This is a genomic window from Dokdonia sp. Hel_I_63 (assembly GCF_007827285.1).
Lineage (GTDB): Bacteria > Bacteroidota > Bacteroidia > Flavobacteriales > Flavobacteriaceae > Dokdonia.
In genome coordinates, this window is record NZ_VISD01000001.1 from 1,143,908 (window position 1) to 1,165,521 (window position 21,614).

General features: G+C 38.7%; 21 protein-coding genes and 1 tRNA gene. 7 read left to right on the plus strand and 15 right to left on the minus strand.

Going from position 1 to position 21,614, the window contains the following annotated elements; genetic code table 11:
• Positions 1-10 precede the first annotated feature (10 nt).
• The 15 genes from JM84_RS05070 to JM84_RS05140 form a co-directional block, all read right to left on the minus strand.
• Entirely contained in the window at positions 11-811 is an 801-nt protein-coding gene (locus tag JM84_RS05070) for a DUF547 domain-containing protein (RefSeq protein ID WP_144783053.1), read from the minus strand.
• 91 nt (positions 812-902) lie between these two features.
• Positions 903-1,802: a DUF547 domain-containing protein gene (locus JM84_RS05075; RefSeq protein WP_144783055.1), complete on the minus strand. Its 900-nt coding sequence runs from the start codon at positions 1,800-1,802 to the stop codon at positions 903-905.
• A 49-nt stretch (positions 1,803-1,851) separates the two neighbouring features.
• On the minus strand, positions 1,852-2,742 hold the full coding sequence (locus tag JM84_RS05080) for a sterol desaturase family protein (RefSeq protein ID WP_013750131.1): 891 nt from the start codon (positions 2,740-2,742) through the stop codon (positions 1,852-1,854).
• A 129-nt stretch (positions 2,743-2,871) separates the two neighbouring features.
• Entirely contained in the window at positions 2,872-3,840 is a 969-nt protein-coding gene (gene arsM / locus JM84_RS05085; protein ID WP_013750130.1) for an arsenosugar biosynthesis arsenite methyltransferase ArsM, read from the minus strand.
• An 81-nt stretch (positions 3,841-3,921) separates the two neighbouring features.
• Positions 3,922-4,734, minus strand: a complete 813-nt coding sequence (locus JM84_RS05090; RefSeq protein ID WP_013750129.1) for a purine-nucleoside phosphorylase — start codon at positions 4,732-4,734, stop codon at positions 3,922-3,924.
• Between the two features lie 33 nt (positions 4,735-4,767).
• Positions 4,768-5,370, minus strand: a complete 603-nt coding sequence (locus tag JM84_RS05095) for a TIGR04282 family arsenosugar biosynthesis glycosyltransferase (RefSeq protein ID WP_144783057.1) — start codon at positions 5,368-5,370, stop codon at positions 4,768-4,770.
• A 178-nt stretch (positions 5,371-5,548) separates the two neighbouring features.
• The gene (locus JM84_RS05100) at positions 5,549-5,740 is read right to left on the minus strand and encodes a hypothetical protein (protein WP_013750126.1); all 192 of its coding nucleotides are present in this window, start codon (positions 5,738-5,740) and stop codon (positions 5,549-5,551) included.
• Positions 5,741-6,235 (minus strand): rhodanese-like domain-containing protein, encoded by a 495-nt coding sequence (locus tag JM84_RS05105; RefSeq protein WP_013750125.1) that lies wholly within the window; start codon positions 6,233-6,235, stop codon positions 5,741-5,743.
• 3 nt (positions 6,236-6,238) lie between these two features.
• Complete coding sequence (locus JM84_RS05110) at positions 6,239-7,066, minus strand: metallophosphoesterase family protein (protein WP_013750124.1); 828 nt, start codon at positions 7,064-7,066, stop codon at positions 6,239-6,241.
• A complete protein-coding gene (locus JM84_RS05115; RefSeq protein ID WP_013750123.1) occupies positions 7,051-8,385 on the minus strand; it encodes a sodium:solute symporter family transporter in 1,335 nt (444 codons plus the stop codon). The genes JM84_RS05110 and JM84_RS05115 overlap by 16 nt, the downstream gene beginning before the upstream one ends.
• 114 nt (positions 8,386-8,499) lie before the next feature.
• Entirely contained in the window at positions 8,500-9,939 is a 1,440-nt protein-coding gene (locus tag JM84_RS05120) for a SusD/RagB family nutrient-binding outer membrane lipoprotein (RefSeq protein ID WP_013750122.1), read from the minus strand.
• Positions 9,940-9,973: 34 nt separating this feature from the next.
• Entirely contained in the window at positions 9,974-13,189 is a 3,216-nt protein-coding gene (locus JM84_RS05125; RefSeq protein ID WP_144783059.1) for a SusC/RagA family TonB-linked outer membrane protein, read from the minus strand.
• A 66-nt stretch (positions 13,190-13,255) separates the two neighbouring features.
• Positions 13,256-13,861, minus strand: coding sequence for a DUF2064 domain-containing protein (locus tag JM84_RS05130; RefSeq protein WP_013750120.1), 606 nt, complete (start codon positions 13,859-13,861; stop codon positions 13,256-13,258).
• A gap of 91 nt (positions 13,862-13,952) precedes the next feature.
• A complete protein-coding gene (arsS, locus tag JM84_RS05135; protein ID WP_013750119.1) occupies positions 13,953-15,008 on the minus strand; it encodes an arsenosugar biosynthesis radical SAM (seleno)protein ArsS in 1,056 nt (351 codons plus the stop codon).
• Positions 15,009-15,087: 79 nt separating this feature from the next.
• Positions 15,088-15,423 carry an arsenosugar biosynthesis-associated peroxidase-like protein gene (locus tag JM84_RS05140; RefSeq protein WP_013750118.1) on the minus strand — a complete coding sequence of 112 codons (336 nt, stop codon included), beginning with the start codon at positions 15,421-15,423 and terminating at the stop codon, positions 15,088-15,090.
• A 130-nt stretch (positions 15,424-15,553) separates the two neighbouring features.
• Between JM84_RS05140 and JM84_RS05145 the strand changes: the two genes are divergently transcribed.
• The 7 genes from JM84_RS05145 to JM84_RS05175 all read left to right on the plus strand — a co-directional run bounded on the left by JM84_RS05145 (position 15,554) and on the right by JM84_RS05175 (position 21,610).
• A complete protein-coding gene (locus tag JM84_RS05145; RefSeq protein ID WP_013750117.1) occupies positions 15,554-16,555 on the plus strand; it encodes an aldose epimerase family protein in 1,002 nt (333 codons plus the stop codon).
• A 178-nt stretch (positions 16,556-16,733) separates the two neighbouring features.
• A tRNA-Phe gene (locus JM84_RS05150) sits at positions 16,734-16,806 on the plus strand.
• A gap of 387 nt (positions 16,807-17,193) precedes the next feature.
• Positions 17,194-17,787 (plus strand): hypothetical protein, encoded by a 594-nt coding sequence (locus JM84_RS05155; protein WP_013750116.1) that lies wholly within the window; start codon positions 17,194-17,196, stop codon positions 17,785-17,787.
• A 149-nt stretch (positions 17,788-17,936) separates the two neighbouring features.
• On the plus strand, positions 17,937-18,785 hold the full coding sequence (locus JM84_RS05160) for an alpha/beta hydrolase (protein WP_013750115.1): 849 nt from the start codon (positions 17,937-17,939) through the stop codon (positions 18,783-18,785).
• A 19-nt stretch (positions 18,786-18,804) separates the two neighbouring features.
• Entirely contained in the window at positions 18,805-19,581 is a 777-nt protein-coding gene (locus JM84_RS05165; RefSeq protein ID WP_013750114.1) for a zinc-dependent peptidase, read from the plus strand.
• Positions 19,582-19,644: 63 nt separating this feature from the next.
• Positions 19,645-20,370, plus strand: coding sequence for a type III pantothenate kinase (locus JM84_RS05170; RefSeq protein ID WP_013750113.1), 726 nt, complete (start codon positions 19,645-19,647; stop codon positions 20,368-20,370).
• The gene (locus tag JM84_RS05175; protein WP_013750112.1) at positions 20,363-21,610 is read left to right on the plus strand and encodes a hypothetical protein; all 1,248 of its coding nucleotides are present in this window, start codon (positions 20,363-20,365) and stop codon (positions 21,608-21,610) included. The genes JM84_RS05170 and JM84_RS05175 overlap by 8 nt, the downstream gene beginning before the upstream one ends.
• The last annotated feature ends 4 nt before the right edge of the window (positions 21,611-21,614 follow it).

The following is a 21,614-nucleotide window of genomic DNA, read 5'->3' on the forward strand; positions in this document are numbered from 1 at the left end:
TGGTTTTTATTTACTGGTTATTTAATCCCCAGTCATAATCTTTGAAAGTTACAAGAGCATCACCTCTTACTTCTACATTACTGTATTTATTTATGTAAGGGATTAAACTTTCATTAGATCCTCTATAAAAATCTTTTGTATAAAACTTGAAAATAGAAGATAGCTCTACTTTATTTGCTGTGATAGTATTCTTGTCGCTGTTTATAAACTCCTTTGTAGCTCTTTCTAGTTGTTCATTAATCTTTCCAGCAGTATAAGCTTCTCTTAATAATGGTGGGCAAGAAATAGAAGCGCAATTTATAGCAAAGTGTATTCTAGGCTCGTTCATCTTGCGTAGCACGCCATTCTCAATTCCTCCTAGGGATAGCTTTCTGTTTTGCACCGTAACGATTCCTTTAGTCCAAATACCGTCTATTTCTTTTATGCTCGTAACATTTGGATTTTTAAGGATTTGATCTACGGTATACGCATTGTAAATATTGATATAATAAGCGAGCAATTCTTGAACGCTCCAGTCATTATTAGGGTCTAGACTCGCAAGTTTATCTAAGTATGCATTAAGGGCTTCTTGATCTTTAGCAAATCCTTTATAATCTACCATTCCTTTTGAGTCTACATGCTTTTTAAGAAGCCTGTCCCAGGCAGAGTGATCTACATTTACAGTAGAATTTGCAGTAGTTGAGGTTAGAGTTCCTTCTACTTGTTTAGTAGGCTGTCCTTGACTTGTAATTCCGCCTGCAGCTAGTGTAGCGCAACTTTGCAGTGTGATTGCAAAGGCACTTATGATAAGTGATCGTAAGAGGTTTTTCATAATATATCTTATTGAGAGTACAATATCGCTTTCGCGAAAGCAAAATCAATACCCATTAACGCGCAGTTAAGTGAGTTTTGTGAAAACATTACTACTTATTCAATGTCCAATCATAATCACGGTAACGCACTTTTGCGTTATCTGAAATTGAAGTCGTTGAGTAGCGATCTAAGAAATCTATGAGTGAACCATCTGTTTTGAAATCTTTGGCAAACCACGTGAAAATCTTTGAAACTTCTACGCGATCACTTGTGATAGTATTGCGAGAAGGATCATTAATAAATTTGCGAGAAAGCATCTCTAGTTGCGCATCTACCTTAGTCGGTGTAAAGGCTTCATTAAGCAACGGCGGGCAAGAAAAAGAAGCGCAGTTTATCCCAAAGTGTATACGAGCATCGCCCATCTTACGTAGAATCCCATGCTCAATCTCATTGAGATTGTACCACTTGTCACCTAATTTCCAAAACCGTTGATCCCAGGGATCTTTAATATCTTTTATACTTTTAAGTGGATAATTACGTAGTATAAGATCTATCGTCATCGCATTATAAGCATTCATCCAGTAGGATAGCTTCTCTTCTTGCGACCAAGTTGCTGTAGGCAGCGATTGCCCTAGGGAAGCGATATATGCACGTAAACTACCCCAGTTAGATTTAATACCACTGTAGTTTACATTACCTTCTTTAGAAACGTATTTCTTTAAAATGGAATCAAAAGCGTCATGACTGAAATTGGAAACTTCATCAATAATTTCAACTTCAACAAACTCTTCGGGTTCATTGTTGTAGACAGCAATTGCAACGGCTTCCTCTGGTTTAGAGATCGTTGTTTCCACTTTTTCTGTTTCAGTAATTACCGTTTGCGGTATTTCAACACGGGACTCGGTAATCACCATAGGAACCTCAGGTTCAGCAGGAGTTGTGACACTTTTAGAACTGCTACAGCTAGTGAGAAATGTAACTGTCAATATGAAGTAAGCTAATTTTTGCATCAGATTTTTTCTAAGATTAGCTCGCTTTCGCGAAAGCGTATGCAATAACCTACTTTTCTTTTTCAGAAAGAGGGTAGGTGATTTGACCTACAAAGTCCGTTGGAAATGTTTCATCTCCATCAAATCCTAATTCGATATCACGACCATCATGAGGAACGTGACTAGTTCCAAAAAGGTAATCCCATACACTCAATGTTAGTCCGAAGTTTACACCATACTTTACACGCTCAGGTAATTCTTTTGCGTGATGCCAGATGTGCATCTTCGGGTTATTGAGAATATACTTAAGCGGTCCGTAGTCCCAGCCTATGTTTGCATGGTTGAGGTGACCTACCGTAAGTGCGGCAAAATGTATGATAGCCACATATGCAAGGTCAAAACCACCTATAATCGCAATAGGAATGTATAAAAAGGACTTGTACATAATAGGCTCTACCCAATGATAGCGCATCTGTGCTGCAAAAGCCATCTCCTTTGTAGAATGATGCACTTTATGAAAATTCCATAAAAATGGTACTCTGTGTAATATTCTGTGCGTGTTCCACTGTACAAAGTCTGATATGATAAAAAAGATGAGAAGCCCTACGCCAAAAGGTAGTGTGTCTACATCAAAAAGTTGGAAATCACTTAATTCTAATCCTACAACGCCCAGAATATCATCAAAGAAGAGTGCTGCTGTATTTGTAAGAGCGATAAATACGATGAGATTGAGGAAGAAGAAATTAAAGAACATATAAAATAAGTCCATCCAGAAGTCTTCACGGAAGATCTTCTGATTCTTACGCCATGGAAATGCAATTTCTAATCCCCAGACTACAAGAGATACAATGATTAATCCCCAGAAATAATTATCCCAGTTATTCTCAAAGAAAATCTCACGCTTAAAATAACTCCAATAGTCGGAGTAAGATTGTAAGAAAGTATCTAAGTATTTGCGCATATTATAAAGTGATAATAACAAATTTACAAAAATGAAAAGGCACAACCTTAGTTGTGCCTTTTGTATTATCCTTACAAGGTTTCAATAGATTTGAATACCTAAAAGGGCAGTAATTTTATGAGTATGGGCCTAGCAACATCCACCACCATCATAATGGTAAGTAGACTCACTTATAAAGATGTCATTACGACCTAAAGCAGCAAGTGCTCCAGCTGTTTTATCACAAATAGCCAACGGCTGATTTTTAAGAAGGATGTGCCCTAGCTTATCATCAAAAAAGTCTTCTTCTCCATAATAAATAGCAGCTTTACCTGTAAAAATACAAGGTCCGTCTGCTGGCATAGGGTCTTTGATTGCTGCTACTTCAATAGACTCAATGTATATGAGCTCATCTGTAGGGTATGCTCCAGGATTAAGTATTCTATATGGCTTACGAGCTCTTATCTCAATAGTTCCAAAACCAGCATCTGTAAGTGCTTTTACATATTCGGCTATGGGTAAACTTCCGGAAAGACAAAGCGCACGTAAACGATCATCATTGCGCAACTCCTCATTCATTTCCTGCTCACAAGTAGGGTCGCTCATTACAAGCTTTCCGTGAGGTTTAAGCACGCGGTACATCTCGGCAATGGCACGTTTTAAATCTTCGGCTTTAAAAATGTTAAAGAGACAATTCTGAGCAGCTACGTCTATTGAGTTATCTGCCACATTAAGGTTAAGCGCATCTCCTTTTTGAAGATCTACAAATTCACTTTTGAACCAAGGGTTTAATTTTTCTGCTTCTTCAAAGTTTTTACGAGACGCCTCTAGCATTTCATCCACCACATCTACACCCACTACGCCACCTGTATTACGATTAAAATATGCAAACTGTAATAGCTCCATACCACCACCTACACCTACATATAGCATTTTAGGTTCATTAGTAAGATCACGAGCGTTTACAGTGCTTCCGCAACCGTAGTTCATCTCCTGCATAATCTTTGGGATCTTTAGTCCAGGTAATTCCCAAATAGGATTTGTAGTACAGCAAAGTCCTACATCTGGTGTAAGTGCTGCTTCCTTATAAAGATCATTTGTAGCATTAAGGTAACTCATAACTCGTTGTTTAAATAGATAGTAGTTCGTTTGTAATGATGATATCTTTAGGTTCAGATTCCGCTTTCGCGAAAGCGTGCTTTACAAAGATTTAATCAATCCCGTAAAGAGCGTAATCATCTCTGGCTCTGCCTTACCAGCCATTGCGATTATTTCTGAAATATCTACTGGCTTGAGGTTGTCTGGGTCACACTCATCTGTAAGAACAGATACTGCCACCACTGGAAGTTTTAAGTGATTTGCTACGATAATTTCTGGTACGGTACTCATCCCTACAGCATCTGCTCCTATAATCCTTAAATAGCGATATTCTGCGCGAGTTTCTAGCTGTGGCCCTACTACAGATGCATATACTCCTTCGTGTAAGTTTATGCCATTGTCTTTTGCAATAGTGCGTAGCGTATTGTTCATAGCAGCATCATAAGGTGCGCTCATATCTACAAAGCGTTCTCCCATTTTTTCTACACCTTTAAAAGCAAGCGGTGACCCTCCTTGAAGATTAATGTGATCATCTATAAGCATTAATTCTCCTTTTTTGAAATCAAGGTTAATCGCTCCAGAAGCATTAGATACTAATAGGTGCTTGATACCTAAAGCGTGCATCACACGTACTGGGTAAGTTACATCTGTAAGCGAGTAGCCTTCATACACGTGAAAACGGCCTTGCATAATGATAACTTTTTTACCTTCTAGCGTACCGTAAATTAATTTGCCGGTGTGGAACTCTACAGTCGCCGTTGGAAAATTAGGGATATGATTATAACTCGCAGTGTGTTCTATCTCAACACGATCAATAAGTTGTCCAAGTCCAGTACCTAAAATGATACCAATTTCGGGACTTTCAAATCCTTTACCTTTTAAATATTCTGCGGTTTCTATGATGTATTTTTCCATAATATGTTTTTTTAAACGTATTAAATTTTCTTGTTATTGTAAATACTGAGCAAACTCAGCATATGGTTTTAAGTCCTCTGCAAAATCAATGTCATTGAGGGTTTCAAGTTGATGAACATTTGCCGTTTCTAGATCATTCATCGTGCTTTTAAATACGGTATCTCCGCCCCATTCTTTGTTGTAAAACACTCCTTTTATAAGCTTACTCATACCTAGTAGATAATAGCCTCCATCTTGCGCTGGACCTATTACGGCATAGTTAGATTGTAGTGCGTCAAAAGCCTCATTTATGTGAGAAGCGCGCAAGTCAAAAAGATCACTTCCCACAATGAGTATATTGTCATACCCATCTGCAAATGCTTGCTCAAATGCATTGTGCATACGTATACCTAGATCTTCACCTTCTTGCTGAAATTTTTCAAAAATAGCATTATCCCACATGTCATCTGGGCGTACCTGCACAGAGTATCCTACGCGTTTTGTGCAATTTAAAGTTGCAACTACGTCCTTAGTATGTGAGAGTAATTTTTTGTAAATCTCAAGAGCGTTTTCTTCACCTACGCCTTTAGCAAGCCTACTCTTTACTTTGCCTAGTTCTGGATTCCTAGTGAATATTAGTAGTAGGTTTTTTGTCATTTTAATTTTCTATAATTTATAATAACATAAATAAACATGAGCGCCATCACGATAAGTTGCTGGTACATACTTGAATTATTTGCCCAACTTAGATTGTCAAAATGTAATTTGCTTACAGTGACTACAATCAATAGTATTATAAATATGATAAAGATGAAAAGAACTTTTTTTCTAGTCATTACTCGTCATCTTTTTTTGTCCACTGGTCACTTTTTTTAATGGCTATAAACATCCCAATATTTGCAATAATAATGAGAATGCTAGAAAGATAGTCTTTCCAAGTGGATGTCTCATTAGTAAGATGATAGGCTAGTAAAGCAAATCCTCCTATGGTGAGTCCTATAAAAATGAGTGGTATATATTTATTCATCTAGTAAACTTTATGTCCTGTTTTTAAATACTTTCCCCATACTTTGGAAAATACGTGAACAGAGTCGGTTGGTTGATTTTTATTGTTTTCAATTTCGTAGCCTTCATCTTTCCAAGCAAATATGCTTCCGTAAAGGTTTTGAACGTTTGTAAATCCCTTTTTCTTTAGTCGCTCGCCAAAATCTTCTGAGCGTATCCCTACAGAGCAATAAACGACGATAGGTTGATCTTTTTTTGCTTTCGCGAAAGCGTACATACTATCATTCACTTTCTCAGAAACCCACACTGCTCCAGGGATATGACTCACATCAAATTCTTCCTTTTTACGAGTGTCTAAAATTAAATAATCACTTATTTCCATCTTGAGTTCTTGCACAGAAATATAAGGAACAGAGCGCGTGTTGTACTGTTTTAAGAGCACATCCATATCTGACTGTCCAAATGAAGCTGCCGAAACCAATAGAAGTAATATGTAAGCGATATTCTTAGTGTTCACGTCTTATAGTTTTATACCAAATCCCTGCAAGCCACTTTCTACAGGCGGCAGTATTTCTGTGTTGTCCCAGATGCCAGTTACGATGGTACGTGCATATTCTTCTGGCAGTAAGCCGTTTTGCATTAACTGGCTCGTGAGCTTGTAATTATATGCAAATGTATGATGTTCATAGCTAAGATTGCCAGAAGTGTCATCTAGAATGGCATACCAGACTTCGGTAGAGCCGTCATTTGCTGGCATCCCAATCACGCCAGGGTTGAGCCAGAGTTTATCTTCTTGCTCCGTATGAAAAGGCAAGCCGCAATGTCCCGCAATGATCACATCACTTTGGGTTGTATCAAAATTTGAGCCTTTTATTTCCCAAGGCGTAGATTTAAATATAAATTCAGAAATATGATTATATGAGCCGTGTACAACCGTCACCTTTTTACCAGTATAGGTAAATGTAATATGTTCTGGAAGCGTTTCTAAGGTTTCTAGCGAATTCTTAGAGAGCTTGCTTTGTGCGTATGGATACCACAGCTGGCTAAAACCATCACAACGCGATCCTTCTCTAAAGTCACATCCACAATCTTCTGCGCCCTCACTCAGTTGCTTTTCTACATTACCAGCGATACCGTGTGTTCCCCATATTTTGTAGAGTTGAACGGTTTCTTCTGGCTGCGCGCAATAACCCACAATGTCTCCGGTGCAGATGCAATTTTCTGGAGCAATCCCTTGTTGCTCTGCAATAGATTTTAGTTTTTCTAGCGCTTGTAGATTGCTATACACACCGCCATAAAGGAGAACTTTACCAGTGAGCTTGCCTATGTTTTTTATCTTTTTATCCATCGCGGTATGAGGTATAATAAGGTGCAGGCTGTGATGCCCCAGACGTTGGTCCAGAGTAGCGCAGCATAAGATCCTGTTGTAAATTGTAATGATAATGGTAAGGCATCAAAAACTAATATGAAGCCAAAAATAATACCCGTCACTACACTCAAGTAATAACTAATTTTTGGGGCTGGCTTTCGCCAAAATAAAAATACTGGCGTAAGTCCAATAACCATCGTTCCAGATATGGTTGTTGCACTCAAAATCTCTGCATTAAGAAATACTGGAATGGTTCCTAAAACAGCAATAATCGCCATAGATAATCTCCCAAACGAAAGATTTTTACCCAAATTCAAATCGACTGAAAGTAGCTTTGAAAATGAGGAGAATGTACTATCTAGCGTAGATGCCGCCGAGGTAATCATAATAAAGTTGATCACTAGTAATATGACTACGCCAAAAGCTTTACCCACTTCTACAGCGGCTTGACCTGCCATTCCTTGTGACTGGGCATACACACCTATTACACTAAATAAGATAATGCAAGCTGCTCCCAATACCGAGGCGATTAGAAAGCTACGTAGAGTAACCTTAGGCGAACTTAAAAAAGCTCTGTCTGTTAATACAGGATCGTGAAAAGGATATGAAAATGACTGCAACAAGGCTGCAAAAAGTAAATTAAGACCAAGATCAAAACTCCACGTTCCAGAAGTTGCAACTTCCTTCACACTAAAATCATCTACCGAAAATATACTCCATAAAATCACACATAGCAGTATGGAAAATAATCCCATCTGTATCACATCTGTAAATATAGAACTGCTCAATCCGCCCTTGAGCGCATAAGCCAGTGTGAGTATGGTAAATACAAGAATCGCCCAATAGTAAGGAGCACTTCCCATTTCTCCAAAATAAGAACCTATCACCATCGTGTTACTCCACACCTCATTAAAAAGCCTAATGGCAATAAGCACAGAAAATAAGCGCATCGCTCCTTTTCCAAACCGAGAAGTCAGAAACTGATGTATACTTGTAAACCCACCTTGCAAGCGCATATGGTAGATAATCACACCAGCCACAGCAAAGGAGAGGTAGTAACCCGCATAAGCCACACCACCCACAATACCAAAACTCAGGCCTAAGTTGGCAGCATTGGTTATACTCTTTGCAAAAATCCACGAGATAATGAGACTACCCGTAAGCATCCAGACATTAGGAGACTTCTTACGATGCGTAGCCTTAAAAAACTCATCAGGACTTTTGGCAAGCGGGGACAGCACAAACATCAACACACTCGATGCTATAATTAATCCCCATTGCCAGATTTCTACATTCATATAGTAATTACTTAACTAGTTGTAATCGCTTTTGCTTTGCAAAAGCTTGGTTCTTGTGTTCCCCTCTTTGAAGAGGGGCTAGGGGAGATGTCCGCAGTACCCTCCCACAATTCATTAATCTACATCCCACCACACGCGTACATTAAGGCTATTGCCATCTGTGGCATCAAATGCTGTCTGATAATTATCTGCATTGAGCGCCTCTTCTTCAGATGGGTAAGGCATACGTACGGGAATTAAACCGTCGTTGAGACTTGCTTGCACATCCATAAACGCAGGAAAACCGGCACGTCTATATTCTATCCAACCTTCATAGCCGTTTATGATGTTTGCAATCCATTTCTGAGTAAGTATTTGCTCTAGCGGCGAACTATCTGCGTTATTGAAAGCAGCATTACCAGTAAGATAATCTGCTGGTAATGGTGTTTGCCAGTATTCAAAAGCGAGAGTGACACCATTCTCATAAAGTGCCTGCGCATCTGCGGTGATAAGTCCGCGCTGGGCAGCTTCGGCTAGAGCTAGCGAAGTTTCCCAAGCCGTCATAAAGTTGGCATCTAGCACAGAGGTATCTTCTCTAAAAGCAGTACCTGCAAGCGATAAGTCTCCTAGCACGGCAGCCGTTGAGGTTGCATCTATTCCATTTATAAGCCCGTTAAAATCGTCAGTATTTGATGCTGGTCTAAAGAACGTACTAAGCCTCGTGTCTTCAAGGTCTACAAGAATTGTTTCCATCGTTTCTGAGAGCACAAAGTTGTTAAAGTCGCCCACACGCAATTGTGCAAGTCTAAAACTGTTAGGCTCTGTATTGCTAAAGTTAAAAACAGCATTATCACTATTACTAGTTATAAAGTTGTCCTCATTAACCAGCGCTTGTAAATCTGCACTTACATCTACACGATCTGAGATACGTAAAAGGTGTTTGATTTTAAGACTGTTTGCAAAGCGTACCCAAGCTTGTAAATCACCACCATAAAGTATATCTCCTTCTAGCGGGATCACATCTTCATAAGCTTCTATAGCAGCAATTCCTGCATCTAGATTTGCCAGAATACCATTTGCTCCAGTATATATCGCCTCCTGCGTGTCATAAGCTGGCGTTACCGTCCCATCTATTCCATTAAACGCTTCTGAGTAAGGAACATCGCCAAAAAGATCTGTAAGCCCAGCAGCGATATAAGCCTTTAAGATAAGTGCAGGACCTTCATACACGGCAAAGGTCACATTAGTTTGCGCCTGCTGTAAGATAATCTCGTTGTCTCTTAAATTCGTATAAAATATAGGCCAAGGATTTCCACCTAACTGAGGTGATTTCAAAGCGTGACGATCAAAGAGGTTAAAGTCAAGAGCCGTTCTATGCTGCGATAGTAAATCTCCAGCCACAAAACCTTCATAGCTCATTTGCTCTCCGTAGTCATAAATAACTTGTCGCAATAACAAGCTAGGTTGCACGCTTACGGGGTCATTTGGGTTGGTGTTTATTTCTTCAAAATCTTCTGTGCAACTGCTCATTCCGAGTAAAAGCAGGAGGGAAGTGATGTATAAAAATTGTTTCATTTGTAATGTTTTATGTTACGCTTTCGCGAAAGCGTTAAAAGTTAAATCCTGCCTTAAATCCGAAGCTTCTTGTTGTAGCGTAGCTCAAATCTTCTACACCGCTTACAAATCCTTGTCCTTGTACTGCGAGTTGCTCAGGGTCAAAATGTGGATTTTCTGTAATAGCAAAAAGATTGCGCCCTATAAGTGAAAGGTTGACGTCTACACCTTCTTTAAGACCGATAAATCCATCTTTAAGCTTGAATGAATATCCTATAGAAAACTGACGAAGTTTTAAGAATGATGCGTCATAAATGTTGTTTTCTTCGTGGTTACGGTCATAAAACTGACGGTAATAACTCTCTGCCGAAACTGCCGTGGTGTTTGGAACAAAATTTGGATTTGCCGCAGTACCTGTGTTTACAACTCCTTGTGCTATAATTCCCTCTTCTGGGCGGAAAGCTGTTTCTGCTAGTTGGCCGCCTACATTACCTAGCGCTCGCGTTCTAGAGACAATATCCCCACCTTGACGCCAGTCAAATAAGAAAGAGGCACTCCACTGCTTGTAACGGAAATCATTGTTCCACCCTAGATTAAAATCTGCGGTGTAGTTTCCTATTTTCTTGAGATTGTTATCTGCAATAAAGCGACCATTATTATCAATGATAAAATCACCATCGTCATTACGTAGGTAGCCTGTTCCATAAATATCGCCAACTTCCCCGCCTTCTTCTACTTGAAAAAATACGGTCTGGTTTGCGCTGTCATAAATACGGCTAAAGGCAAGCGTAAGACGACCATCAGATTGCGGTAGACTCTCAACTACAGACTTATTGGTGCTGAAGTTAAAGGTCGTGTTCCATCTAAAGTTTTCATTTACGATAGGAGTGATGCCTGCAATGACCTCGATACCCGAAGTGCGTACCTCACCACCATTTACCACCTGCTGATTAAAGCCTGAGGAAATAGCAATAGGTAAGGAGATAATCTGATCTTTGGTAAGGGCGTTGTAGTAGGTGAAGTCTATATTAAACCTGTCTTTAAAGAAACGTATGTCTGTACCTATCTCGTACGATGTAGTTTGCTCTGGTTTTAGGTTTGCATTAGGGATAAAGTTTTGTGCGCTAAAGGTGGGCTGCCCTTCAAAAGGAGTTTGTGCGATAAACGCTCCAGAAGTTTGGAAAGGATTAGTGTCATTACCCACTTGAGCAACACTTGCTCTTAGTTGCAAGTAGCTTATCGCTTCTGGAAGTTCCCAAACGTTAGATCCTATAAAACTCAAACTAGCCGAAGGATAGAAAAACGAAGTGTTATCTGCACTAAAAGGTGTTGCAAGTGCGCTTGACCAGTCATTACGTCCAGTAACATCTAGATATAAAAAGTTCTTGTAGCCCAATTTTGCCACTCCGTAAAATGAGTTGATACGCTTTTCAGATTCAAATTGGAATGCTTCTATAGGTGATGCAGCATTGTTAAGGTTAAAGATGCCTGGTTGTGCAAGATTTGTAGTTTGCACTTGTTTTGTAGAAGCTACCTGTGATAAGCGATTACCTCCAAGACTTACATCTAGCGAGAAGTCGCCAAACTTATTGTCATAGTTAAGTAAGAAGTCTGTGTTGATCTCACGATAAAAAACATCGTGCTCAGCATAGCCACCATTCTGGAAACGGTTAGAACTAAAGTTTCTTAAAAACTGTCGTTTCTCACTACTGTAGTCCATCCCTGTGCGTATGGTAAGGTCAAGATTTTTGGCGAGTGTTTGTGTAAGGGCAATGTTTCCAAAAACGCGATCACGGTTAAAAGAGTTTCTGTTTTCTTCTAAAATAAAAAATGGATTATCAAAGAAGGTGTAGTTAAAAGAATACTGCTGCACGCCTTCTAAACCTGGCTGCCAGTAATCACGTAGGCTGTCTATATTAAGAGAGCGAGGTCCCCAGGCTACGAGTGAGTAATTTACATTCTCACTTCCGTATCCGTTTGATGGGCGGTTATCACTACCAGAATTTACATAACTAATGCTCGCCTTAATTTTAGTTTTGTCTGTGGGCTTAAAGTTGAGTTTTGTTGCGATGGTTTGTCTATCTAAGTTTACACCAGGGATGATAGACTCACTACGTAGGTCTGTAAAAGATATACGGAAATCACCTTTATCAAATCCGCTAGAGACAGATACGTTATTTATGGTGGTTACACCAGTTTCATAAAAGTCTTTTAGGTTATCTGGGTTTGACCTAAATTCAGTAGGAGTGATGGCAAGTCCATTGTATAAAGCCGTATCTCCACCACGTACAATCGTTCCATCTGCAAGTGTCACCGGACTATCAAACTGCGGAATTAAATTTCCAGCATCTAGCCTAGGTCCCCAAGAGTACGTAATGTTATCTGAGATTCCTGCTCCGAGGCCATCTACATATTCAAAAACGCCTCCTTGTCCTTGACCATACTCGTTTTGAAAATCTGGAAGTTGGAAAGCACTGTCAAAAAAGATAGAAGAGTTAATGCTTATACCAAGTCCTTTTTTCTTGCTACCATCTTTAGTTTCTATAACAATGACTCCATTTGACGCACGCGTACCGTATAGTGCTGCTGCACTTGGGCCTTTAAGTACAGAAACAGAAGCAATATCATCTGGATTTACTTCCATTGCGCCGTTCCCAAAATCTACTTCTTGAAAACCTGCGGCTGCTTCATTTGTGAAGTTAAAAACAGTGTTGTTGTTAATAGCTACACCATCTACTACAAACAACGGATTGTTATTAGAAAACGAAGCTTCTCCACGTATGCTTATGCGTGATGAAGAGCCTACACCGGTTGCGCCTTGCGTGATGGTGACACCAGCAAGCTTACCAGAAAGGTTGTCCAGAAAGTTTACAGACTTTACCTCGTCTATATCTTTTGCATTGATGGTTTGTACTGTATAACCTAGTTCTCTTGTGTTGCGTTTTACGCCTAGAGCGGTTACTACCACCTCGTCAAGTCCCTCCTGCGAGATGTTTAGTGTTACGTCTATTTGCGTTCTGCCAGCTACAGTAATTAATTGTGAGCTATAACCGAGCGAAGAGAATTTTAAAACGGATGCATCCGTAGGTATGGTGATGGAGTAAGCACCATTTTCGTCTGTAATAGTTCCTTGATTTGTGCCTTCTACAAGGACATTTACAAAAGGTATTGTAGTGTTATCTTCTGCGCTTGTGACGGTTCCGGTAACGGTAGTTTGAGCATACAAACTTGCTGTAAAAAGCAAGAGCATACTAAGATAAAATGATTTCATCTGAGTGTATTAGTTGGTAAATAAGAAAATCTAAGAATAACTGTAAACTGTTGTGGCTTACAAGATCTAAATACGAACTAATGACGGTGAACCTTTATTAAAGTGGCTTTTAGTGAGCGACTCAAAGAATCGGTTGGTAGTGTAATAACCAAGAGAAACACCTTGATTTACTATGTTTTGTATAAGTTGTAATATTCTTTTTGATAATGTAGAAGCCTCTTTTAAAATCTGCTGTAAATCTGCAAATGTGTCAAGATCTGAGAGCGTCTCAAGGAGGTAAAGGTTTGTATGCTTTCGCGAAAGCGTATCAGAAATAATTGCACCCAGTTTACTAGACTGCCACGGTAGATTTTTAAACTGCTCAGGCTTAAAATGGTTCTTTTTAATCCCCATTAGATAACAACCGCCATCTGTACTGGGGCCAATAACAAGCGTAGACTGTTTAAGCTTTTCTTGCGCTAAAAGAATATGCCCCGCCGTAAGGTGCGGAGTGTCATTACCTATGGTTATAACTTGGTCATAACCACTTTCAAAAACTGTTGTAAGCGCATTTGTAAAACGCTCGCCAAAGGTGTTCCCTACCTGCTCATTTTCAGAAAAAAGAACGTAGGGGATTCCTGTCTTGCGTGCCGTAGTAATAGTTTGCCTATTGAGCTCTTTAAATAAAGCCACAGACTGCCCAAGCTTCTTACGAGAAGCTTCTGTAGTTGCTGTTTGAGCAAATATGAGTATGGCGGTTTTTGGTGTCGTGATTTTCTACGTATTAAGCAACGGTTCCTTGACAACTACTTCCTGCTCCTGCAGTACAACCATAACAGTGCTGAGAGATCATAATATTGCGATCATTAAGTAAATCTTCATTATAATCTTTTATGTGCTTTACACTACTCGCGACTGGCAATTCTAGCATTTGATTAAAATCACAATCAAATAAATAACCATCCCAGCTTATTGAGATTGTGTTTTTACACATTACATTTTCTACTGCGGCAGGGTTATATGCCTCTACGAGTTGATACATATAATCCTCATAGTTTTCTGATGCGATGAGGTAATCTAAAAATCGTGCTATAGGTAAGTTTGTGATTGCAAAAAGGTTGTGGAACTGGATATTAAAATCCTCCATAAGTGCCTTTTTAAAATCCTTCTCCATACTTGCTTGGTCTCCCGGTAAGAAAGCTCCAGATGGATTGTAAACTAGGTCTAGTCTTAAGTCGCTTCCTGGCATACCGTAGCCACGCTCGTTAAGCTCTTGTAATGCTTTTATAGACTTATCAAAAACACCATCACCGCGTTGCTTATCTGTCTTTCCACGTGTCCAGTGTGGCATAGATGAGATGACGTGTACGTTGTGTTTTTTAAAGAAATCTGGAAGGTCGTAGTACTTTTTATTTGCACGTATAATAGTAAGATTAGAACGCACAATAAAGTCTTTAATCCCCGCCTTACTCGCTTCTTCTACAAAACGTCTAAAATGCGGATTCATCTCTGGAGCGCCACCAGTAAGATCTAGCGTGTGAGCACCAGTATTGCGTATCACTTCGAGACATTGCTCCATAGTCTCCCAAGTCATAATCTCCTTGCGATCTGGGCCAGCATCTACGTGACAGTGATCACACACTTGGTTGCACATGTACCCCACGTTAATTTGGAGTATTTCTAGCTTGTTAGGGCGTAACGGTAGCTGGTTGGTCTCCTTTATTTTCTTAGCAAACGTAGGTAGTTCATCTTTAAAAATACCATTAGATAAAATTTCTATCTGCTTGTTTGCTTGTGCGAGTTCGCTACCTTCTTTCTTCAGTGATTTTGTTGCTGACATTTAAAAATGTTTGTCGTTTGTAGTGTTGATTTCTTTTGGTTGGAAATCTGTATGAGTACGCTTTCGCGAAAGCGTAAAACTATCCGTCTAGTTTATTTACTTTATTCATCATCATCACGCCGTGTACTAGCGTCGCACCACTTTTTATAGCGGCACCTACGTGTACAGCCTCCATCATCTCTTCCTTAGTGATTCCTTTCTGTAGGCCGTCTTTAGTATATGCGTCTATGCAATATGGGCACTGCTCTGTGTGGGCAACGGCAAGCGCGATGAGCGATTTCTCACGCGCAGTGAGTGCTCCCTCTTCAAAAACTTTACCGTAGTAGTCAAAAAACTTAGTTCCTAACTCTTCACTCCACTCCGTAATTTTTCCGAATTTTCTTAAATCTTTTGGGTCGTAATATTGATCTGCCATAATAACATTGTTGTGTAAACACACGAATATACCTTTAATCGTAACCACTCCCAATTACTTACGTAGAAAATTAGATTGAAGTTTTGATGACACAGGATTCTAGATGTACATTAGCATACAGACCATTAATATGACTATAACTAAAACATCATTTGGCTTTACAGCTAGCGGTGAAGAAATTTTTAAATTTATTTTAGAAAACCCGCTCGGATTGCGCGTTGAGGTACTCACATATGGAGCAACTATCCAAAAGCTGTACGTTCCAAATGAAACTGCTGGTACAGTAGATGTTGTTTTAGGTTTTGATACTTTACAAGAGTATGAAGCTCCACATCCGTATCTAGGGAGTTTTATAGGGCGCAATGCAAACAGACTTAAGAAAGAAGTGGTTATTGAAGGTAAAAAAATAGCGTTATCAGTAAATGAAGGAGAGAACCAACTTCACGGAGGTATTAAAGGTTTTGATAAACGTGTCTGGGATGCAGTAATGAAGGATGACAGCTTAGAGCTTTCTCTAGATAGTGAAGATGGTGATCAAGGTTTCCCAGGTAATTTGAAAGTTCAAATTACTTTTAAGCTTGTGGGCCTACGACTAGAAATGCAATTAAGTGCTACTACAGACCAGCCAACTATCGCAAACTTCACCAGGCATGATTATTTTAACTTGTGTAGTGGAGTAAAGAAGGCTGTTGTACATCATAAGTTGCAAATACATGGCGCCTCGTATACTGAGCTGGATGGTAATATGATAACTACGGGTCACTTATTGCCGGTTGCGGGCACTCCATATGATTTTACTGAAGTGAAAGCCGTGGGAGATGCTGACGAAGGATTTGATTTAAACTATGCGTTAGATAAAACACCCAATAAACTCAGGCTTGCAGCTCAGGTGTGGGCTCCAGATAGCGATATTACTTTAAAAGTGCATTGCACGCAACCAGGATTACAATTTTTTAGTGCAAAATCTATTATGCTTGCTAGTGGTAAAAAAGGCTATTTAGCTTTAGAAAGTCCGGGATTGTGCTTAGAGCCACAATATTTTCCAAATTCTCCATCACATTCACATTTTCCTTCAACAATCCTTTTGCCATCGGAAGTGTATGAGGAACAGATAGTTTATGATTTTGAATGAGATTTACATGATTGTCGGTGTGAAATTAATTTCAAAAAAAATGAATTTTATTTGAAAAAATACTTGCCAGAGTTCAGAAAGGTTTTATATTTGCAACCGCTTACGAAAGCTACTAGAGGTTATCTTAATAATAATTAGAAAACTCGAGTTACAAACGTAAGTAACCTAAAAATATTTAGGTGCCTTAGCTCAGTTGGTAGAGCAATGGACTGAAAATCCATGTGTCCCTGGTTCGATTCCTGGAGGCACCACTAAAAACCCGATCTTTTGATCGGGTTTTTTGTTTTTAGATGAGTTTGAGATTTAATTGGTATTTGAGAGATATTGCGTACTTTTTTATGCGCTATGTAAAATCGAATATAATCTTTTAGCGATCATGAGATAAATAGCTTTTGCCTCGAAAAAGTTTTTGAATGCAAAAAAAATCGTCTAATTAATAAACTTATTAAAATTGAATAGGAAAAGTTATAGTAAAGAGGGTATGAAGTATGATTACTTCGTTGTAGAGGGCTTTTCTCATGGGACCGTCTACTCAAATACAAAATTCATCAATTGCTGGTCCCAAATCAGAGGAGGAGAATCCTATGAAATAGTTAAAGAGCTGGTATTCTTGCGGTGGTTTCGTTTTACCTCAATCTGTGAAAGATTTATTTTGGACTCCTAATTATTTGGATGTTCCTTCTAATTTTAAAATAATAGATAACCAGCTCTATCTCAATATCTCTAGAAAAGTTAAAGAATTCAATTTTTATCTAGACCCTATCGAAGCTCCATTAAAAGTAGATGACTTAACAGATTTAGACTTAGTAAAAATTAAGCGACATTTTTACTTTAAGATGTCAATTACAAAAAACTTTAAAATATTCGACGATTATGATGAGAGATATAAGGGAGGTAGAATATATGGTTCTTCATATAGAATAGGCTGGCTTCATCGAAAATTTATATGGATGAGTCTAGAGGATGGGCAATTAATAGAGTTTATGGATCTTGGGGGCATGTTGCAGCCATACAGGGAGGGGCTAATAAAAAACCCAGATAGCTTTGTAGACCCTAGTTATGACGAAGATCTTATATGGACGGTTTTTAAAAATAAGAGGCTAAGTATTCTAGTGCGTAAAGCATACATAATTGAAGGTTTTGAATCTCCAAAAAACTTTTATGAAAGAAATTCGGAGCATTTTGTTAATCCTTATGATAGTGTTTTTTCAATGTATGCGAAATTGGATTAATTTTTAGTATCGGAAGCTGTGTTAGGTCGCTCACACGAAAGATATCTGTATATCTCATCCTTCTCACTAATTGTGACAATTATAATATTTACTTACCAAATGCTTAACACGCATTTGCAATATTCTAAAGTAGCTTCGCTCAAAAAAATATGCGTCTATATATCTATATAACAATTGCAATCCTAAGTGTAACAATGTTGAGCTGTTCAAGTACTAAACATAAAAACATCTCTTATCTAGGAGCGGAAACTATAACTACTAGTCAAGCAGAAAATCTTGAGGCACCTACGCTTAATATTTATGAGCCTTCTGGCGATAATAAGAAAGTTCCTGTAATTATCTATGTACACGGAGGTAACTGGAATCAAGGTAAAAAAGAAATATACTGGTGGTTAGGTCGTAATTTTGCTCAAAAAGATATACTTGCTGTATTGCCAGGATACACCTTAAGTCCTAATGCTACTTATGATGATCAAGCTGCTCAAATCGCAGAAGCAATAGCGTGGACAAAGGAAAACGCGGCTCGTTATGGAGGAGATCCAAATAAGATTTTTGTGACGGGACATTCCGCTGGTGGGCACCTTGTTGCACTGGCGGTAATGAATCCTAAGTATAATATTAATCAAGAAGATATTTCTGGAATTATTCTCAATGATGCTGCGGGGCTTGATATGTATCATTACTTGAGCGAGAACGAGCCAGAGGTAAGTAATAATTATGACACTACATGGACAACTAATCCTGAGCTGTGGAAAGATGCATCGCCTATATATTTCATAAATGATGAAACGCCACCTATACTCAGTTATGTAGGCAGTAAAACGTATCCATCTATTACGGTAGCAAATAATCGCTTTAAAGAAGAGCTTGTTAAATTTCAACCAAATGCACGCAGGATCACGCTAGACAAAAAGCATGTTCCTATGATTACTCAATATATTTTTGGTTCAAATAATAGGTATGATGAGATTATACAATTTATGAGCGAGCAAGAGTAGGATGGTGTATTTTTAGCAAATGATTTTATTTATAGCTGGAGTAGCTCTTTTTATTTTTATGGGCTTTGGTCTTTTTACGCTTTCGCGAAAGCGTATCCCACAAGAATTTCCTGCGGTATGGGATAAGATATTGAGTGATGAGGTGTTGTTTTACCAGAAACTAACTCCAAAAAAGCAAGCGTTTTTTAAAAAGAGAATGATGGCTTTTCTAGCGGAGGTAAATGTGGAAGCTGTTCAATTTGAGCTTACAGATAGAGATAAGATATTTGTCGCTGCGAGTGCGGTGATTCCTATATTTAACTTTGGAGACTGGCACTATAATAATCTTGACACGGTTTTGATATATCCAGATTATTTTAATGCAGACTTAGAGTTTCACTCTGAGGGAGAAAATCGTATCATAGGTGGTATGGTGGGGTCTGGGCAGTTTGAGAATCATATGATTTTATCGCGTAAAGCGCTAGTGTTTGGATTTACAAATAAAACTGACAAAGGAAATACTGCGGTTCATGAATTTGTGCACCTGCTAGATAAGATGGATGGAGTAACTGATGGCATACCAGAATATCTGCTCGGTAAAGAAAACATTGCTCCTTGGTTAGACCTTATGTATAAGGAGATGGATGCTATAAATAATGATAAGTCAGATATAAGGAAATACGGAGGTACTAGCGAGATAGAATTCTTTGCCGTGGCTTCTGAGTACTTCTTTGAACGTCCAGCATTGTTTAAAAGAAAACACCCGGAACTTTATAAAATGCTAGAACTCTGTTTTGTGACACATGTTTCGGCTTAGTTTTATCATTCCCTTAACATTGCAGGTATATTGCTTTTGTATTTTTGAAGCTTACTATAGTTTATGCAACTTATTATTGATGTAGGGAATACGAGGGTCAAAACGGCTGTTTTTAATGGCGATGTGTTACAGGCTTGGCACCACTTCCTTCTTGAAGATTTTATAGAGGAAGTTGGGGAATTTGCAGGCTTGTATCCTATTAAGAAAGCGATCATATCCTCTGTAGGGAGGCTTTCTAAAGAGCAAGCCCAATCTGTGCAGCTGCGATTTCCTACAATAATTCTCAGTCATAAAACTCCGCTTCCATTTAAAAACGATTACGGTACTCCACACACACTTGGTGTAGATAGGATTGCGCTGGTTTCCGCTTTCGCGAAAGCGTATCCTAAAAAAAATGGACTCATAATAGATACAGGTACTTGTATTACCTATGATTTTATTACTGCAGAAGGCTCTTATAAAGGAGGGGCGATATCACCAGGATTGCGATTGCGATATGAAACTCTAAACAATCTCACGGCAAATTTACCACTACTTGAAAAGCAACTTCCCGAGAGCATTGTGGGTACTACGACTAACGAGGCTATTCATTCCGGGGTAGTACAAGGTGTTTTGTTAGAAATGGATGGTGCAATAACTCATTATAAAGAGCATTATAATGTGGAAATAGTAATAATAACTGGTGGTGATGCCGAATTCTTGGCAAAACGATTAAAAAATAGCATCTTTGCGCACTCAAAATTTTTGCTAGAGGGCCTCAATTATATCTTAACATATCAGAATGATTAAAAAACTTTTTATAGTAGCAGTGTTGATGATGGCCTTTAAGGGTCTTACACAAGAGGGAGCTACAACATCTCCATATTCGTTTTACGGAGTAGGTTTGCAACAGTTTAAAGGTACTGTAGAAAATAAATCTATGGGAGGTATACAGTCTTATAGTGATAGTTTACACTTGAATTTATTAAATCCTGCTTCATTAGGTAAGTTGCGTTATACAACTTTTACAGTAGGTGGTAATCACCAAGAGGTTACGGCAAAAGACGACTTTACGGAAGAGGGTTCTTCAAAATCTACCTTTGATTACCTAGCGATAGGTTTTCCGGTTTCTAAAAAAGTAGGGGTGAGCTTTGGACTTATGCCATATACAACCGTAGGGTATAAGTTAGATGACAGTAACGAAGATGTTGTAAACGCCTTTAGTGGTCGTGGAGGTATAAACAGAGCATTTCTATCTGCAGGATATACTGTGGCGCCAGGTTTAACCGTGGGTGCTAGTACACATTATAATTTCGGTAATATTCAAAACGAAGCTTTAAGGTCTCAAGAAGGTGTTGAGCTTGCTACTCGAGAGAGTAACCGTAGTGATTTTTCTGGTTTTACATTTGATTTTGCTGCTCAGTATGAACGCATGATATCAGACAATTTGCAACTTACTTCTTCTATAAAATATTCACCTTCTACAAGTATAAGTACAGAGAATTCACGTCAGGTAGCTTCTGTGATTTTTAATAATTCAGGTGTAAGTGCAGATGTAGATGCTGAGCAGATTGATGTACAGGATACAGATTTTGACTTTCCTTCAACCTTAACATTAGGTTTGGGTATAGGTGCGGTAAATAAGTGGTATGTAGGTGCAGAATATACATCTCAGAAATCGAGTAATTTTAGTAATAGAACATTTACGTTAGATGATGTTTCTTTTGATGATGCTAGCCAGATGCGTATAGGAGGTTTTTATATTCCTAAATATAATTCTGTTACAAGTTATTGGGATCGTATTACTTACCGCGCTGGATTTAGGTATGAAGAAAGCGGTATTGTGGTGTCTAACGAGGATATAAATGAGTTTGGCATATCTTTTGGAGTAGGACTACCCACGGGGCGAAGAATAAGTAATTTTAACCTTATGTTTGAGATGGGCCAGCGAGGAACCACAAGTTCAGGTCTTATTCAAGAGAACTTTGTTAATGTAGGAATAAGCTTATCAGTAAACGACTTATGGTTCGTCCAGAGTAAATTTAATTAATTGA